This window comes from Vibrio sp. ZOR0018, from assembly GCF_963865925.1.
Classification (GTDB): domain Bacteria; phylum Pseudomonadota; class Gammaproteobacteria; order Enterobacterales; family Vibrionaceae; genus Vibrio; species Vibrio anguillarum.
This window is the reverse complement of the sequence record NZ_CAWMCN010000073.1, coordinates 1-18392: the sequence shown is the minus strand read 5'-3', so window position 1 is coordinate 18392 and position 18392 is coordinate 1. Positions and strand designations below refer to the sequence as shown.

Below are 18392 nucleotides of genomic sequence, written 5' to 3'. Positions count from 1 at the left end.
ACTAGCGCTCAGTCTGCCCCTCTATTGACTGTGAATTATTATGGTCCATTTTTTATTCACGGCTCTATATCTATTCCAAAGGCTCTGACTGCATTTTCTGGTCATGCTTTGCAGCCATTTGATTCATTAGAAGAGCAGATAAAATGATCCCAAGAGCCAGCCATGATGTAGTCTGAATACTATCATTAGTAACCAGCGCGGAGATTAATACGCCTATCGCAGGCACAAGATAATTAGTCATCGAAGTAAAAACAGCGCCTGCGTTCTTGATACTCATCATGTAGAGATAATAAACCACTCCCGCACACATCACACCAAGATAGATCACAGCAGTAAAGGCGCTCAAAGGTGGCGATTTTTGTGTCAGTGTCATCGTTGTGGTGAGAGAAATTATAATTAATTGAATACTCCCCATAAAAAGAACATTTCTTGCCACTATCAGGGGATGTTCTTCTTTAACTCGGTTGAGCAGGAGCAAAGCAATAGCAAAGCATATCGCAGCAAATAATACTGCTAGGATGCTAATGAGACTAACTCTCGAAGATGTTGACATTAAATCTGGGTAAAAAAGGACAACTAAACCACTAAAACCCACGATGACACTTAGCAGATTACCTTTACTAATCCTAGCATTCTTTATAAACACAGGAGCAAGAAGCAGTGCATAAAAAGGTAGTGTACCCATTAATATCGCTGTTACTGAACTGCTCAACTCTTTTTGAGCAAAAGGTATAAGAATGAAAGGAATCGTTGCTTCAAGTAAACCAATGACAGCATAAAGTAGCCACTGTTTACTATCACTACTAATTCGCATGACCCGACAGATAATAAACAAAGTGATTGCACCGAATATTGCACGCAATGTACCTATCCATACTGGATTGAATGCCTCTAGTGCATTCTCTTGAAAAATAAATTGTGATCCCCAAATCAGCCCAATGGCGAGCAGAGTTAAGTAGTTTTTAAGCATAGTAAAATCCCAATACAATCAATAAGCTTTCGGTGTCAAAAAAGAGCTCTTAAATATAGTGCTATAGTCAAGCTGACTTAAATGCAATAACATCAACCTCAATTAGCATGCCGTCAAGAGCTAACTTAGGTACTGGAATTAAGGTGCTTGCGGGCAACGTATCTAACGGCCAACGTTCTTGCATCTCTTTACTCCAAATATTCAGCTTTTCACTATCATGATCAACAATAAGGACAGTGATCTTTAGAACATCCTCAAAACTAAGCTCATGGGCATTAAGCGCAATCTCTAGGTTTGATAATAAAATGCAAGTCTGATGAAGAAAATCACTACTAAGCTTATGTTCAATACCTTCACCACCACTTTGGCCCGAAATGTAAACTAGCTCTCCTTTGCTTGGTGCCTTCACTGTATGACAAAAACCAAATGGTGTTGGATTAAAAATCTCTGGTGGATTATGGAAGACTGGCTTTAGTTTTAGCATAATAATGACCTTTTATACGTTGAATTCAAAAGTAAGCAGGAGTATAAAAGTTCAAGTTAACTTGAAGTAAAGCGATAATTTGACAAAAGTTGAAATAACTGTGAGCAGAAATGATTATCTAACTATTGGACATCTAGCCGAACGTAGTGGTGTAGCAGCATCGGCTTTACGCTTTTATGAAGCTAAAGGTTTAATTGCTTCCTTTCGAACCAATGGTAATCAACGCCGTTATTTACCTTCGATGCTACGTAGAATTGCACTCGTTCAAGTGGCTCAATCTGTAGGGTTTACATTAGAAGAAATAGCAAAAGAGTTAAGCACCTTACCAATGAATCAAGCGGCCACAAAGCGAGATTGGGAGAGAGTTGCAAATAAATGGCAGCAAGACCTCGACCATAAAATAGCAAAAATCCAATTATTAAAAGACAATCTTTCAGGATGTATCGGATGTGGCTGCCTGAGTATGAAGAAATGTCACCTAATTAATCCAGAAGACAATCTTAATCAGCAAGGGCAAGGGGCGCAGAGAATCATTTGATTATACATTAGGCAACCCACTACTTTTATTAAAGCGTTTCAATTTCCTTCTCTGATAACTGTGTTTACCTAAGTTTATCGATAAGAAACCGCTCTTCTATAAAGTTGATTTTCAAAAGAATTGTTGATAAGTTGCAAAAATGAAAAACATTTCAACGCCTTCGTCATTATTTTTCTGGTGGCGCTCTATTTAGAGCGGCGCGGAATTTTTACATTCTTAAGCTGCTGGAAGGTAGCTGAGACTGTAATTTCTTTTGTATCTCCAGTAGCGATCTATTTTTACTAGGAGATATATGAATGAATACAAGTCAATACACTGAAAAATCGGAAGTAATTTTAACTGGCGATAGAGCTACTGGCCCATTGCACCTGGGGCATTATGTCGGCTCTTTAAAACAACGGGTCGCTTTACAAGATATTCACGAGCAAACAGTTCTTGTTGCTGATATGCAAGGTCTTACTGATAATGCTCACAATCCGAAGAAAGTATCATCTAATATTCTTAATGTCGTCGCGGATTATCTCGCTGTTGGTATCGATCCCTGTAAAACTACAATTTGTCTTCAATCACAACTCCCTGCTCTTGCTGAATTGACTATGTACTACAGCAATCTTGTGACAATCAGTCGATTAGAGCGAAACCCAACGGTCAAAAGTGAAATACAAAGCAAAGGCTTTGAACGATCAATTCCGGCTGGTTTTTTAATCTACCCTGTATCTCAAGCAGCTGATATTACTGGCTTTAACGCAACATTGGTTCCAGTTGGGGATGACCAGTTGCCAATGCTTGAACAAACTAATGAGATAGTTAGAAAGATTAATTTATTAGCAGGACGAATCGTTTTGAACGAGTGTAGACCCTTGTTAAGCAACGCATCACGTTTACCTAGCACAGATGGTAAAAATAAGATGTCTAAGACGATGGGAAATACCATTAATCTTGGCGCTACTGAAAAAGAGATCTCTGCTGCAGTAAAGTCTATGTATACCGATCCTAACCACCTAAGAATCGAAGATCCTGGTGCTATTCAAGGCAATATCGTATTTACTTACCTCGATGCATTTCACCCTGATCAAAATCATATCAACCAACTAAAAGAACATTATCAACGTGGCGGACTTGGAGATGGAACAACAAAAAAAGTATTAGAGGAATGCTTACAAGATATGCTCAGACCAATAAGGGAAAGAAGAGCTGAGTTTTTAAGTGATAAGGCTCAACTGGTTGATATTTTAGTGAAGGGAAGCAAAATCTCTAGAGATAAAACAACGGAAGTACTTTTTGATGTTAAAGATATCTTTGGACTAAATATTTTCTGAATAATTTGTTTTCAATAGCCAACTTCAAGAAGATCATTAGGTGAAACTCTCGAGGTTGAAGCTATTTCCTATATTCTTTATAGTTTAAATTATGCGAATTTAGTGGAAATAGTTCGTGTCGGTAACCCCATTTCTGTCCGTACGACCTGAAGTCGTATTAAGTGTGGTTCTCCACGATAAGAGGGAATTAGTTTCGTGAGCGTTGGGTGTATGTCATTTATGATAATGGATGAAGTTTGCTAAAACAGTTTTGTCCAGAACCTTCACTGTGGGCACTTCGTAACTTACCTTTGTCCAAAAATCGTTTTACAGCCTAACAAAAAGGCGAACTTCTCAGTTCGCCTTTATTATTTAATATTGATAATAAAGTCAGTCACAACCTAAAAGATGATCATAAATTGTGACGACGAGCTATCAACGTTAGCACCTACTCTTGGTAGTTATCGATACTTGGGCATGAGCAGACAAGGTTACGGTCACCGTATACGTTATCGACACGGCTCACGGTTGGCCAGTATTTTGATGCCTTAGTATGAGCGGATGGGAAGCAAGCCGTTTCACGAGAATATGGGTGAGCCCATGCATCACTTGCGAGATCCGATTGTGTATGCGGCGCATTCACTAACGGGTTGTCGGCTAATGGCCATTCGCCTGATTGAACTTTCTCCATTTCGGCGCGAATCGCAATCATCGCCTCGCAGAAGCGATCCAATTCGGCTAAGTCTTCCGATTCGGTTGGTTCAATCATCAAGGTGCCAGCAACAGGGAATGACATCGTCGGTGCGTGGAAGCCATAATCCATCAAACGTTTAGCAATATCTTCTTCGCTGATACCGGTCGCTTCTTTAAGCGGACGAATGTCAATAATGCATTCGTGCGCTACGCGGCCGTTACTACCACGGTAAAGAATAGGGTAGTGTGGGCGCAGTCTTTCCATCACATAGTTAGCATTTAAAATAGCGACTTGAGTAGCCGTGGTTAAGCCTTCTGCACCCATCATGGCAATATAAGCCCATGAGATAGGTAAAATAGAAGCGCTGCCTAAATCGGCCGCAGATACTGCGTGATCGCTGCCTTCAACTCCCCCTTCAATATGTCCCGGTAGGAAAGGCGCTAGGTGAGATTTTACACCAATCGGCCCCATACCTGGGCCGCCGCCGCCATGTGGAATACAGAATGTTTTGTGCAGGTTGAGGTGAGAAACATCAGAGCCAATAAAGCCTGGATTGGTCAAACCAACTTGCGCGTTCATGTTGGCACCATCAAGGTAAACTTGGCCGCCTGCGGCGTGAACCATGTTACACACTTCTTTAACTTGTTCTTCGTAAACGCCGTGCGTTGAAGGATAAGTGATCATGATGCTAGAGAGGTTCTCTTTATGCTTCTCAATTTTGTCTGCGAGGTCTGCGATATCAACGTTGCCGTTATTATCACATTTCACGACCACCACCTTCATCGAAACCATTGAAGCGGTTGCAGGGTTGGTGCCGTGTGCTGAGCTCGGAATTAAGCAGACGTTACGGTGCTCTTCACCACGGCTTTTGTGGTAGCGCTGAATCGCTACAAGTCCTGCATATTCGCCAGAAGCACCAGAATTTGGTTGTAGCGAGAAGGCATCATAGCCTGTGATTTCACAGAGCTTTTCTTTTAAATCCTTAGCGAGAGCAGCGTAACCTGCGGCTTGCTCTTTCGGTGCAAATGGGTGGATTGAACCAAATTCTGGCCAAGTGACAGGGATCATCTCGGCTGCGGCGTTCAGTTTCATGGTGCAACTGCCAAGCGGGATCATGCCGTGAGTTAATGAAAAGTCTTTATTCTCAAGTTTTTTCAAATAACGCATCATTTGCGTTTCGCTGTGATAGGTGTTGAACACAGGATGCGTTAGGAAGCGAGATTGACGACGGCACTGTTCTGGAATCGCTGCAAATTCGTTGGCGGCGATTTCTGCCGACAGCGCGCTTACCGATTGCTTAATATCGAAAACCGCAAACAGGGCTTTAAGATCAGCTGTGGTGGTGGTTTCATCCAAACTGATGCCCAATTGGTCATCAAAGCGGCGTAAGTTGATGTCGGCTTGTTGCGCTTTTGCGTAGAGCGCTTGAGTTTGAGCGGCACTCTTTAAGGTAATCGTGTCAAAGAAGCTGTTGTGCACCAATTCGTAGCCCGCTTGAGTTAAGCCTGCCGCTAGAATTGCTGTCATATGATGAGTACGGCGCGCAATGGTGCGCAACCCTTCTGCGCCATGATAGACCGCATAAAACGAGGCCATATTAGCCAGCAGGGCTTGCGCGGTACAGATGTTCGAGGTCGCTTTTTCGCGGCGAATGTGCTGCTCGCGAGTTTGCATTGCCATGCGCAGTGCTGGGTTACCTTTGGCGTCAATCGACACGCCGATCACGCGGCCGGGCATAGTGCGTTTGTGCGCTTCACGCGTGGCCATAAAGGCGGCGTGTGGGCCGCCGTAACCCATAGGGACACCGAAACGTTGAGCCGAGCCAATCACGACATCCGCGCCCATTTCACCTGCTGGTTTCAGCAAGGTGCTGGCCAGTAAATCCGTGGCAACAGTAACCAAGATTTTATTGGCTTGCGCTTTAGCAATCAGGTCGCTTAAATCACGCACTTCACCTGTGGTGCTTGGGTATTGCAGCAGCGCGCCAAACACATCTTGTTCAGGCAATGAGTCGAGTGCGCCGATTTGTACCTCAAAACCGATAAATTCAGCGCGAGTTTTTACTACTTCAATGGTTTGTGGATGAACATCGTCCGCCACAAAAAAGACGTTACTTTTGCTTTTTCCTGCGCGTTTACACAGTGTCATTGCTTCGCCAGCGGCCGTTGCTTCATCGAGCAGCGACGCGTTGGCAATATCCATTGCTGTTAAATCCATCACCATTTGTTGGTAGTTAAGCAGCGACTCCAAACGACCTTGAGAGATTTCTGGCTGGTAGGGCGTGTAAGCCGTATACCAGCCCGGATTTTCCAGTACGTTACGCAAAATGACGTTCGGCGTGAAGGTGTTGTAGTAACCTTGACCAATGAACGTGCGTTTAATCTGGTTTTGATTGGCAAATACTTTCATCGAGCTGAGCATATCGGCTTCGCTTTTAGGCGCAGCAAGGGACATTGGGCTTTCTAAACGAATTTGCGCAGGAACGGTTTGTTCGATTAACGCGGCTAAGCTTTCGGCGTTAATCGCGTTGAGCATTTTTTGTTGATCGGCTGAGTTGGGTCCGTTGTGGCGTGCAACAAACTCATTTTCGGTACTTAACTGGCTAAGCAGTGGGCTGTGAAGTAATTCAGTCATTTCCTTTACCTTTTCAAAGATCGTGTGCGACCTTAAAAAAAAGCCGCCCATGCTGGGCAGCTTTGATCCGTGATGGGCTAATTAATCTTCTTCGATAGAGTTTTGGTACTCTTCTGCATTTTTTAGATTGTCGAGTTCAGAAGCATCAGACATCTTCACTTTCACAATCCAGCCACCTTCATACGGTTCTTCGTTGATGAGTTCTGGGCTATCTTCTAACTCTTCGTTGATTTCAACGATGACACCTGTAATCGGTGCGTAAATATCTGAAGCGGCTTTGACAGATTCAACCAGAGAAAAACTGTCTCCAGCATCAATTTCTGTATCTACTTCAGGTAGGTCAACAAACACGACGTCACCAAGCATCTCTTGCGCATGCTCAGAAATACCGATGGTCACTGTGCCGTCACCGTTGTCGCGCACCCACTCGTGGCTATCTGCAAACTTCAGTGTATTGTCCATTGCTTTATCTCCAAAAAAGTATCGTATTGATTTGAACTTGTGTTTAATTTAAAAAGGCTATTGGTAGAGTGGGAAGCGTTGGCACAGCGCTTTAACTTGTTTGCGCACACGTTGCTCAACATCACTGTTTCCTTCTGGGCTCACAACAAGGCCATCGAGAACATCGCCAATCCACTCACCGATGAGTTTGAATTCTTCACGACCAAAACCACGGCTGGTTCCAGCTGGCGTACCTAAACGAATACCCGAAGTAATCATAGGCTTCTCGGTATCAAATGGGATGCCATTTTTGTTACATGTGATTCCTGCACGCTCTAATGCTTGTTCGGCGATATTCCCCTTCAGCCCTTTAGGGCGAAGATCAACAAGCATGAGATGAGTGTCAGTCCCGCCAGTCACAATGTCACAACCGCGAGTTTGCAATACTTCGGCGAGAACTTTTGCGTTATCGATCACCGAATCAATATAACGATGAAACTCAGGGCCTAACGCTTCGCCTAGTGCTACCGCTTTGGCCGCAATTACGTGCATTAACGGGCCACCTTGCAGGCCGGGAAAAACCGCCGAGTTAATTTTTTTGCTGATCTCTTCACTGTTGGTCAAAACCATACCGCCTCGTGGGCCGCGCAAGGTTTTATGTGTGGTGGTCGTGACAACGTGGGCATGCGGCAATGGGCTTGGGTGAGCACCAGTGGCGACTAATCCGGCAATATGCGCCATATCGACCATTAAGAGCGCGCCCACTTCATCAGCAATGGCTCGGAATTTGGCAAAATCAATCACGCGAGGAATGGCAGAGCCGCCCGCAATGATCATTTTTGGTTGATGCTCTAACGCGAGGCTGCGTACATCATCATAATTGATTTCTAAGGTCGTGCTATCGACACCATATTGAATTGCATTAAACCACTTACCAGAGAGGGCAGGCCGAGCGCCATGAGTGAGGTGGCCTCCGGCATCCAGAGACATACCTAAAATCGTGTCACCCGGTTGCAGTAAAGCCAGCATCACCGCGCCATTAGCTTGTGCGCCTGAATGCGGCTGCACGTTGGCGTATTGACAATGGAATAGGGATTTTGCACGTTCAATCGCAATGGTTTCGACGGTATCAACGTGTTCGCAACCACCGTAATAGCGACGGCCGGGGTAGCCTTCTGCATATTTATTGGTGAGACAAGTACCTTGCGCTTGCATAACGGCTTTTGAAACGATGTTTTCTGAGGCGATCAGCTCAATTTGTTCATTTTGGCGCACGTATTCGGCTTGAATACCCGCAAAGACAGCATCATCAGTGGCAGCAAGGTTGGTTGAGAAAAAGCTCTCAAGGCAGTGGTTGGGGTAACTTTTGTTCACGTTGGCATTCATGGTAGATGACCTTCCAATAATCCGACGGATTGGCTAAACATTCCGTCATTCCTTTTTAGTGGCTGCCTTATCGTTAAGCCGTTAGGCGACAACAAAGCAGAGTGTCAGTTATCCTTAAACTGGATTGCAACCCCAACAATACGGGGTGAAAAGCCACTTAAACCTTGTTAAATCCCTAACCGCAATAAGTGGTAAACCGCATCTCTTTATCTAACAAGTCAGTAACATACTCTTTGACTTATAAACAATCAATCAAAAATTTCCTATAGGAAACATGGTTTCTTTTTTTGTAAGCAAGAGCACGCTTTATTTACGTGCAGCCTCTTTAACCTTGCGTTGGCTTTATGCCACAATGATGGCCGAAATCAGGAAGATAACAATCGAGGGAAAGCATGTCTGAAGACATTTATGATGAGTACCCATCGTTGACCTTGGCCAAGGAAACTGGTGAACAAACGATCGAACCGCTTAAGCTTGGGCAACGTATTAAAGAGATCCGCTCTAAGCTTGGGATTACGCTAGAAGAGGCGAGCCAGCGGACAGGGTTAGCTCGATCTACATTGAGTAAAATCGAAAACGAACAGATTTCTCCAACCTACCAAGCGATGCAAAAACTCGCTCATGGATTGCAGATAGATATGCCTCAACTATTTGAGCCACCAAAGAAAATTGTGGCAACAGGTCGTAGGGATATTTCTCGTATTGGTCAGGGTAAACCGCATCCCACCCCAACTTACGAGCATGAATTGCTCGCCACGCAGCTCTCTAATAAGAAGATGATGCCGTTTAAAAGCCGAGTGCGAGCTCGTGCATTTGAAGAGTACAGTGACTGGGTTCGTCACGATGGTGAGGAGTTTTTGTTGATCCTCACGGGTGAAGTTTTGTTCTATAGCGAATTTTATGAACCGGTTCGATTGGCGGAAGGTGATAGCGTTTATTACGACGCTAACATGGGGCACATGCTGGTCTCTGCCAGCGAAGAGGATGCATTGATTTTGTGGGTTACGGCAAAATGAGTGTGAAAACGCGAAGTTTCTTATAGTGACAGCAATCGTTTGCTATTTGTTGGCTTTGCCCTCTGTAGTGTGCTTTTAATCACTTTTAGCTCAGGCGATGCTAAGCATCTCGCGACTTTTAATTGTGATTGGGTTGTTAATTTTGACAATTCATCTTGTTTTGAACTTGTTAATCCGTCCGAACGGGCGCATTCTTGTTCACTATTGGAAACATGGTTTCCTCTTCTTTGGACATAATAGCCAAAATTTGGTGGTGAATTCCCTGCTGGGTCGGCTGAAATGGAGATAAAAATGACTCAAGAACATGCAAATCAAACATTACTCACTACTCCTTTACATACGCTGCACATCGAAGTTGGAGCGAAAATGGTGCCATTTGCTAGCTATGACATGCCCGTTCAGTACCCATTAGGGGTAAAGAAAGAGCATTTGCATACTCGCGAGGCGGCTGGTTTGTTTGATGTTTCGCATATGGGCCAACTTCGTTTGCATGGAGCCAATGCCGCGCAAGCATTGGAGTCATTGGTTCCGGTCGATATTATTGACTTACCAGCAGGCAAGCAGCGTTACGCCTTTTTCACCAATGCACAAGGTGGCATCATGGATGACTTGATGGTTGCTAACCTTGATGATCATCTGTTTGTTGTGGTTAATGCGGCTTGTAAAGCACAAGATATTGCTCATCTACAAGCACATTTGCCACAAGGTGTTGAGCTCGAAGTCATTGACGATCGCGCGCTGTTAGCGCTGCAAGGGCCAAAAGCCGCTGAAGTGTTAGCTCGCCTGCAACCACAAGTGATGACGATGCACTTTATGGATATTCAGCTAATGGACATCGACGGTGCTCAATGCATTGTCAGCAGAAGTGGTTATACCGGTGAAGATGGTTATGAAATTTCTGTACCAGCAGAGCAGGCCGAAGCATTGGCGCGTAAACTGACCTCTTATGAAGAAGTGGAATGGATTGGTCTGGGCGCGCGCGATTCACTGCGTTTAGAGTGTGGTTTATGTCTTTACGGGCATGATCTTGATACCACCACAACGCCAGTTGAAGCGAGCTTGTTATGGGCGATAAGCAAAGTGCGTCGTGCTGAAGGTGAGCGTGCGGGTGGTTTTCCGGGTGCCGACATTATTCTTGGGCAGATCGAAAGCAAAGATGTTGCACGTAAACGTGTAGGTTTAGTGGGTTTAACTAAAGCGCCAGTACGTGAAGGCACTGAGCTATTTGATGCCGATGGCCAGCATATAGGCGTAGTGACCAGTGGTACAGCGGGACCGACGGCTGGCAAGCCCGTGTCTATGGCCTATATCCGAGCTGATTTATCAGCGATAGGCACAGAAATTTTTGCTGATGTGCGCGGAAAAATGCTGCCTATGGTGGTTGAGAAAATGCCGTTTGTGGCTCAGCGTTATTATCGCGGCTAAAGCATCATAAAATGTAATAAAAGCGCATTTAAAGATGTTTCATATCGATAACGGATTAAGTACTATCTGGGTTCAAAGTGATAAGGAATGACATGATGAACAAATGGGTAGTACTTTTATCTTCGCTCGCCGTCTCTGGCAATGTGTTCGCCGTTGATGCTCAGCCCTACATAGTAAACGGTACGGATGCAAGCGTGACGGAGTTTCCTTCTATAGCGAGCTTGTTTTTTGATCAAATTGATTATAACGGTTCGTATGGAAGAGGAAGCTATTGCGGTGCTTCGTTGCTCAATAACCAATACGTATTGACGGCTGCGCACTGTGTTTATGGTAATAGTGCAAATCAGCTTTTCACCTCTGTTGTACCTAAGCTGCAAATTGAAACAAACTTTCCATACAACATATTAGAAAAAGCGCGAGTGGCGGAGATCTATTACCCATCAACTTATAACAACACCACTTTATTGGATGATATTGCGATCCTCAAGCTTGAAACACCTTTGACAATGGTGTCGTCTGCTGACTACTTAACGCGGCCTACCGCAAATTCTGATAGTACTTATCGTTCATCAAGTGAAACCTTTATTGCCGTTGGGCATGGTAATACCTCTTCTAATATTGATACTAAAACGTATCTACAGAAAACTAATTTAACCTATGTGCCTAATGTATATTGCAATTACACTTCCACCACGGACACTAATTTATGTATGGAAGGAGTGATAGGTTCTACGGGGCTTGAAAATGCAACCTGTCAGGGCGATTCTGGGGGGCCGTTATTTTGGCATATTGGCGGTAACTATATCCAAGTTGGTATAACCAGCTTCGGGCCAACTACCAAGTGTGGAGACCCTAATCCGCTAATTGGTTCAACGTCTGTATTTACAGAAATCCTTGACTATTCTACTTGGATTGAGAGTGTTCTGCTTGGTTCTGAACCACCAAAATTTGTCGCAACAGAAACGAAACGCCAAGCTTATTTAAACCCACCTTCTGACAGTGGCGGTTCATTCGGCTGGTGGTCTTTACTGTTGATGTTTATTCCTTTCATTCGTAGACGTTGAACCCTTATTGATTTCGAGCGACCTGTTTAGGTCGCTTTTTTATTGCCTTTTTTGAGCAGGTTCCACTTAGGGCGCTAAACTTGAAAGTGATACACGCGTATCTTTCTAGATGAGTGACGAGGTGATGGATGTACAAATGGATACTGTTCAGTGCGATGCTATCAGCAAATGCTTATGCGGTTGATTTCCAGCCTTACATTGTGAATGGTTCGGATACCAGCAGTGCCACTTACCCTTCTTTTGCTAGCCTTTTATATCAAAGCAGCGCTCAGTATAGTACCAACAGTTTTTGTGGGGCGAGTATTATCAATTCACAGTTTATTTTGACGGCAGCTCATTGTATCTACGGTAAAAAAGATACCATGCTTTACACAGTGGTAGTGCCTCAGTTGGATAATGTGGCCGATTTCCCCTACGGGAATATCCAGATATCGCGCGCGGCGGCTTTTTATTACCCCAGTACTTACATCAATTCGTCCAGCGCACTCTGGCGTGATGACATTGCGATTATCAAGCTCGAAACACCGCTCAATGTGGCGGACTATTCTGCGCTACTCAATACTCAGTTAAATAATGATTACCCTGCTGGCAATAATTACAAAGCGATTGGGAATGGCTACGTGGCGGGTAATGTCCCGAATGCTAATAAGCAGTTGCAAGAAACGACCCTCACTTTTGTTAGTAATGCCGTCTGTAGCGCTTTTTATGGCTCGGCACTGACCTCAAAGCAGATCTGTTTTGATGGTGCGGTAAGCGGTGCATATAAAAACTCCACCTGTTCTGGCGATTCCGGTGGGCCTGTCTATTGGTTTAATGGCTCGCAATACATTCAAATTGGTTTAACCAGCTTTGGGCCTTCACTATGTGGCGATACTAACCAACCGATCACCTCGGTATTTACGGAGCTTTATGATTATCAGAGCTGGATTCAGCGCGTTCTTACAGGGGCAGAGGCGCCTAAATATTATGTTGCCACTCAAAATGGGGTACGTGTTCTGATTGATACTCAAACTGTTGCCCCTCAAGAGGAGAGCGGTGGCAGTTTGAGTATCCTAGGGTTGACTCTACTGCTGTTATTTCGCTTTCGGGCGCATAATAATTTTGGTTCGTCTGTTGTGGTGATTAAAAATTTGCTTGGCTCTCAACGTCATCTCTTGTGCGGTGATTCGGTTTGCCGTTTGCTCTATGTTAAACAACGCATCGATGCCGTACCCGTGCAGTGAATAACGTTGAATAAACCAATTCATCTGCTTGGGGTCGTCTTTGAGTGGTTTGAGATCGGCAATCAACTGTTTTGCTGCGGTGAGCGTTTCCTCTTCCGTTATTTCGACGGATAAACCGTCAATCAGCTTATCAATGGCTTGCTCTGCGATATCGACATCATTGGATGAAATATCCACGCTAAATAGCCAATCGTTATGTGGTTCACTATCGGCTGAAACCGAAAAAGCATTGGGAGCGTAATCCAACCCTAGCTGTTCACGCACCTGACTCACCATGCGGCGGTTTGCCACACGCCACAACATATCATCCATGAAGATAGTAGTAGCCGATTTGTGTTCCGGGTCGTTACTGATCACTCTGGCAAGATAGGCACTGCTTTTTTCATCGTTGATCGCCATGTCGATTCGAGGCTGAAAGTCTGCGCGATAATCAATGCGATAATCGACCTCAGGTGCAGAGCTGAAGGTTAATGACGCTACATAGGTACGCAATAGCGGTTTCAGTTCGGCAGGTTTAATGTCTGCGGTAATAAAGAGTTTAAAGCCTCTATTTTTCTTAAAGAGATCATCATGGGTTTGCATCAGTTGTTCAACACTCACCGTATTGATGTCCGATCCTTCGTATAACCAATGAGTGGTGTCCGGCAGATAGCTATTGCGATTAATGGCGAGCGCCATCTGGCCAATGGGTGAGCGAAGAAAAGTATCTCGATTTTGCTTAAACTCTTGTTTTGTTAACTGCAGATGGCTGTCGTCGATGTTGATGGCTGTCATCGCCGTATAAAGGGCCGCAAACGCTTCGGCTAACTCATCTTTAGATGATTCAAGGCTGATACCATGCGACGTAAAGTCGATGTAGGGATTCAATATGATGCCGTGTCTTCTCAGGTGATTATCCAACTGAGAGCCGCTAAAGTTACCAATTCCACCGCGTATGGCACTCGGAATAAGCACTTCAGAAGCTTTACGCAAATCGGGCTCTAAGCTTGCTTTACCACCAAGGCTTGCCAAAGAGGCATACACTTGTTCCCCTGCGTTAGTGTCTCTGCGATACCACACTTCAACACCGTTACTTAGCGTCCAAGTGGTGATATCCATCGGCTCTTGAGGTTGAGATTCCGACAAAATAGCACCTATCTGCGTAGGTGTTACAAAAGCTTGATTGACCTCTTGCAATAGCGGTGGCTGTCCTTTTTGGGCAAACAGGGTTTTGAGTGTTGGCAGTGTCGCGACGACTAATTCTTTGTCTTCACTTTTATCCAGCCCAATATTGATCTGGTAGTCGCTAGACAATAATTTGCGAAGGTGTTTATCGAGCATGGCACTGTTGGTGGTCGAGATAAATTCGGTTAACGTCGAACGTCGGTCTAAATGTGACTGGATCGGTTGATCCAACGTGCGCGCCAGCGTTTTTTCTTCGACTAAATCTATCGCGGTGGCTTTTTGCCAATTGTTATCGAAGTTCGCTAGCATCTCTTGATACTGACGGAAAATCGCCTGAAACTCTTGCTCACTCACACCATGATCACGCAGTGCAGCAAGTGTGGAGAAGAAGAGATTTTGCGATGCTTCTCTTGAGTCCACTGGAAACCCGACCTCTGCAAACGAATAGCGCTGGGTTTCAAACGGGATAGTTTGGGAATAAATCCAAAGTGCCGGAAGGTTGGCATCACTAAAATTGCTGGATAACCGCTGTTGTATCAGTTGCTGGGCGATATCATCGAGCCACCACTGGGCTTGTTGTTCACGGCTGGCTATTTTTTGCTCGCCACGGTCGATGAATAGGCTAATGTTCGGTGAGTCATTGGCACCAATGTAACCCACAAAATCTGTATTATTGGCCGTAATGCTGTGATTTCTAGTCGGCATTGGTGTGCTGCCTTTTTCCCAGCTCGCGAAATGTTTTTCTATCAATGCCGTGGCTTGCTCTAATGTGATATTGCCAGCGATAACGATTTCGGTGAGTTGTGGCTGATACCAAGTGCGGTAAAAATCGGCAATCCCTTCGGCTGTCGCTTGGTTCACGCTCTCTTTGGTGCCCAAGGGATCATGCTGCGCATATAAAGTATTAGCAATCATGTGCTCATAAACGTTTTGAGCGTAGCTCTTCTCCTCTTTACGTGAAAAACGAAACTCGCCCATGATCACGCGTTTTTCATTTTCAACCGATGTAGGAGTAAGCTCTATACCATCGGCAATATCTCTAAACCAGACCAGAGCTGGCTCTACCGCTTGGTTATCGGGTAAATCCAGTTTGTAAACCGTTTCTTGATAAGCAGTATAAGCATTGATGTCAGGGCCAAAACTGACCCCCGATTGCTCAAAGGTTTTGATCGCATCATTTCCGGCATAATGAGCGCTGCCATTAAAAGCCATATGCTCAAGAAAATGAGCGTAGCCCTGTTGCTGATTGTTTTCTTGAAATGCGGCTGCGTGAACAATCAAGCGGATGGAAATGGGTTCTTTTTGATTGGGATAAATGTGGTATTTCATGCCATTGGCCAGCTCGGCGCTCGCCCAATAGGGATCTTCTTTGATCGGAGTGAATGCTTGATTTGAAGCACATCCCAACAGAAATAAGCAACTAACGAATAGTAGACGATATATTTTCATAACAACCTCGACATGTATTTGGTGGCAATATACGTCATGAGGTTTGAATTATTTTGGGGAATGTGACTGTCAACTCAGGTTTTGAGAAAGAAGTTTCAATTTTTTCGTAACAATGAATGTTATTAATTACATTGTGTAACGGTAGTGTTAGGTTTTGAATAGTTTACCCACCTTTGTATTGGATATCTCTAACACGTCAGCTAACACCATAAAACAGAGAGGCTGGCTAATTTCTTCAACAGTGGAAGCATTAGCTTCACACTGCTGAGAGATTAGTTCGGTGATCTACTGGCTTTCTTCACTGATACGAGGGGCTTTTTGCAGTGAACGTTTACGCATTAACCAACCCACCAGTACCGTTGAGATAGCGATCAACAGTGTCATCAGTGGTGCTAATATCAACGCATGATTGGCTATTTTGGCAAGCTTATCGGGCAAAAGAGAAATACCTAAGCCTGAGCCGACCAAAAACAGAATCCACGCCAGCGCGCTCAGTGGTGAGACGAGCAGGAAGCGTGTTGGTGTTACTGCATTACGCAGCCCCATTACCATAGGCAGCAAAGAACGAACTACCGGCAGAAAGCGCCCCATGAACATGGCCAGTAGCCCATACCTTTGGATCAAGTTATCGGTAGTGCGCCACTGTTTTTCTGAGACTTTGTTGAGCCAAGTTGAGACTAATCGCCACTCTTTAAGTTGGTGGCCTTGATAAAAGGCGATCGCACTGCCCAGCCAACCAGCAAAAACCAGCACGCCAATAATGGCATAAAGGTTGAGTACCCCAACGGCCGCAAGGCTACCACACAGTACAATCACACTATCGCAAGGCAGTGGCGCTGCTGGAATAAATGCACTTTCAACGAAGATAAGTAACCCAATGCAGAGGTAAAGTAACGACAGATCGACCTGTTGTAGCGCAAACAGATCTTGATGCCATAAGGCAGAGAAAATAGACAAAAAAGTATTCATAACAAGCTTCCTCAATCAGTAAATAGTAATAATTGGTCCGATTGAAAAAGGTGTTAAGCGTGGGCGAAGCGTGAATACAGGTTGGAAAATTGCAGTGCTTTACGCACAAAAACGTGAGTTGATTGACCTATATACAGAGAACAAATGACGACAAACGCAGTGGTACTGAGAATGTAAGAAAGTAGGGTAGTTTCTGCGCTCGTCTTTTCGTCGTCATCTGAGATTAACCGAAGCCCACTGACTCGTGGCGTTTCATGCCTTGTGGTTAATATCGCTGCATCACGATCAACAAAAAATAGATGACTGGAAAAACGAACATGCTGGATTGTCGTAGACTCACTCGCCGAAAAGCTTTGTGTAGCATTGAGGTTGAGCGAGGAGAACAGGCTCAATAAGCTAAACAAGAAGGCAAACATCAATGAGTGGATCATAACTATCGCGAGGCTACTTAAACTGAGGGTGAGTATGCGGCGTGTCAGCGGTGCGTGTAAAGGAATTTTAGCCCTGGAAAAGCGTGAAAAAGTGAGCACCGCTGCTGCTCACTCATGATGGTTAGATATTAATGATGCAAATTATATTGCTGCCGCGGTTGAGCTCTCGCTCGCTTTTGCGCGGTTTTTAAGGAAGGCGTAACCAAAGCCAGTCACCGCCGTACCAGCCGCAATCGCGATTAGGTACATCAGTACAGGTGTAATCGCATTTGGTATCAGTAGGACAAATAAGCCGCCGTGCGGAGCCATTAATTTCGCGCCAAACAACATAGACAGTGCACCCGTTAACGCGCCGCCTGCCATACAAGCTGGGATAACGCGCATTGGATCTTTCGCTGCAAATGGAATTGCCCCTTCAGAGATAAAGCATAAACCTAGTACAAATGAGGCTTTACCCGCTTCACGTTCACCGGCTTCGAATTTGTCTCTGGCAAGGAAAGTCGCAAGGCCCATACCTAACGCTGGCACCATACCCGCAGCCATAATAGCGGCCATTGGTGCGTAAGTTTGCGAAGCAAGTAGACCAACACCAAAGGTATACGCTGCTTTATTAATCGGCCCACCTAAGTCAAAGCACATCATCGCGCCTAGGATTACACCCAGAAGTACGGCGTTGGCTGAGCCCATGTTGTTTAAGAACTCAGTCATTGCAGCCATGATGCTCGATACAGGGCCACCGACGATGTAAATCATCACCAAGCCAGTAAAGAGACTCGCCACAAATGGAATGATGAGGATTGGTTTTAGCGCTTCCATCGATTGAGGTAAGGAGACTTTATCTGCAATGAATTTAGCGGCGTAACCTGCAATGAAACCGGCCACAATACCGCCAAGAAAACCGGCTCCGGTAGAGCTTGCCAGCATCCCGCCAATCAAACCAGGAGCAAGCCCCGGACGGTCAGCAATCGAGAACGCAATAAAACCCGCCATGACAGGGATCATTAATGCAAAGGCTGAACCGCCACCAATGGTCATCAGCGCTGCCGCCAATGTGCCTTGCTCTTTAAACGCTTCAATACCAAACACAAAAGAGAGTGCGATGATCAAACCACCCGCGACTACGACAGGAAGCATGTGAGATACCCCAGTCATCAGGTGCTTGTACACCCCTTTTTTCTCTTCGGTTTGATTATTATTAGACGCTGA

Annotated in this window: 14 protein-coding genes and 1 pseudogene; 6 read left to right on the top strand and 9 right to left on the bottom strand. The window is 44.9% G+C overall.

Features of this window, described 5'->3' with window-relative positions; genetic code table 11:
* Positions 1–70 precede the first annotated feature (70 nt).
* Both AACR75_RS02940 and AACR75_RS02935 read right to left on the bottom strand, forming a co-directional pair.
* Positions 71–970 carry a DMT family transporter gene (locus AACR75_RS02940; protein WP_047688618.1) on the bottom strand — a complete coding sequence of 300 codons (900 nt, stop codon included), beginning with the start codon at positions 968–970 and terminating at the stop codon, positions 71–73.
* A gap of 67 nt (positions 971–1037) precedes the next feature.
* The gene (locus AACR75_RS02935; protein ID WP_047688616.1) at positions 1038–1454 is read right to left on the bottom strand and encodes a RidA family protein; all 417 of its coding nucleotides are present in this window, start codon (positions 1452–1454) and stop codon (positions 1038–1040) included.
* A 100-nt stretch (positions 1455–1554) separates the two neighbouring features.
* Here AACR75_RS02935 and soxR point away from each other — a divergent pair, with 100 nt between their 5' ends.
* Both soxR and trpS read left to right on the top strand, forming a co-directional pair.
* The gene (soxR, locus tag AACR75_RS02930; RefSeq protein WP_047688832.1) at positions 1555–1992 is read left to right on the top strand and encodes a redox-sensitive transcriptional activator SoxR; all 438 of its coding nucleotides are present in this window, start codon (positions 1555–1557) and stop codon (positions 1990–1992) included.
* A gap of 296 nt (positions 1993–2288) precedes the next feature.
* Positions 2289–3311, top strand: a complete 1023-nt coding sequence (gene trpS, locus AACR75_RS02925) for a tryptophan--tRNA ligase (protein WP_047688613.1) — start codon at positions 2289–2291, stop codon at positions 3309–3311.
* 427 nt (positions 3312–3738) lie between these two features.
* On the opposite strand, the gene gcvP is transcribed toward trpS, so the two are convergent.
* From gcvP to AACR75_RS02910, 3 genes are all read right to left on the bottom strand, one after another.
* Positions 3739–6618 carry an aminomethyl-transferring glycine dehydrogenase gene (gcvP, locus tag AACR75_RS02920; RefSeq protein ID WP_047688611.1) on the bottom strand — a complete coding sequence of 960 codons (2880 nt, stop codon included), beginning with the start codon at positions 6616–6618 and terminating at the stop codon, positions 3739–3741.
* 81 nt (positions 6619–6699) lie between these two features.
* On the bottom strand, positions 6700–7080 hold the full coding sequence (gene gcvH, locus AACR75_RS02915; RefSeq protein ID WP_013868476.1) for a glycine cleavage system protein GcvH: 381 nt from the start codon (positions 7078–7080) through the stop codon (positions 6700–6702).
* 57 nt (positions 7081–7137) lie between these two features.
* Positions 7138–8445, bottom strand: coding sequence for a serine hydroxymethyltransferase (locus tag AACR75_RS02910; RefSeq protein ID WP_017043957.1), 1308 nt, complete (start codon positions 8443–8445; stop codon positions 7138–7140).
* A 392-nt stretch (positions 8446–8837) separates the two neighbouring features.
* Here AACR75_RS02910 and AACR75_RS02905 point away from each other — a divergent pair, with 392 nt between their 5' ends.
* From AACR75_RS02905 to AACR75_RS02890, 4 genes are all read left to right on the top strand, one after another.
* Positions 8838–9461: a helix-turn-helix domain-containing protein gene (locus AACR75_RS02905; protein WP_047688609.1), complete on the top strand. Its 624-nt coding sequence runs from the start codon at positions 8838–8840 to the stop codon at positions 9459–9461.
* A gap of 291 nt (positions 9462–9752) precedes the next feature.
* Positions 9753–10886 carry a glycine cleavage system aminomethyltransferase GcvT gene (gene gcvT, locus AACR75_RS02900; protein ID WP_197056790.1) on the top strand — a complete coding sequence of 378 codons (1134 nt, stop codon included), beginning with the start codon at positions 9753–9755 and terminating at the stop codon, positions 10884–10886.
* A gap of 77 nt (positions 10887–10963) precedes the next feature.
* On the top strand, positions 10964–11950 hold the full coding sequence (locus AACR75_RS02895) for a trypsin-like serine protease (protein ID WP_017050015.1): 987 nt from the start codon (positions 10964–10966) through the stop codon (positions 11948–11950).
* Positions 11951–12078: 128 nt separating this feature from the next.
* Positions 12079–13173 (top strand): S1 family peptidase, encoded by a 1095-nt coding sequence (locus AACR75_RS02890; RefSeq protein WP_231564176.1) that lies wholly within the window; start codon positions 12079–12081, stop codon positions 13171–13173.
* Positions 13174–13248: 75 nt separating this feature from the next.
* Here the strand turns inward: AACR75_RS02890 and AACR75_RS02885 are convergent.
* The 4 genes and pseudogenes from AACR75_RS02885 to AACR75_RS02870 all read right to left on the bottom strand — a co-directional run.
* A pseudogene (locus AACR75_RS02885) lies at positions 13249–15666 on the bottom strand (M16 family metallopeptidase); the annotation flags it as partial.
* Positions 15667–16071: 405 nt separating this feature from the next.
* Positions 16072–16755, bottom strand: coding sequence for a DedA family protein (locus AACR75_RS02880; protein WP_026028609.1), 684 nt, complete (start codon positions 16753–16755; stop codon positions 16072–16074).
* Positions 16756–16808: 53 nt separating this feature from the next.
* On the bottom strand, positions 16809–17186 hold the full coding sequence (locus AACR75_RS02875; protein ID WP_231564175.1) for a hypothetical protein: 378 nt from the start codon (positions 17184–17186) through the stop codon (positions 16809–16811).
* Positions 17187–17327: 141 nt separating this feature from the next.
* The coding region (locus tag AACR75_RS02870) for a fructose-specific PTS transporter subunit EIIC (RefSeq protein WP_047688603.1) at positions 17328–18392 on the bottom strand (1065 nt) is incomplete at its 5' end.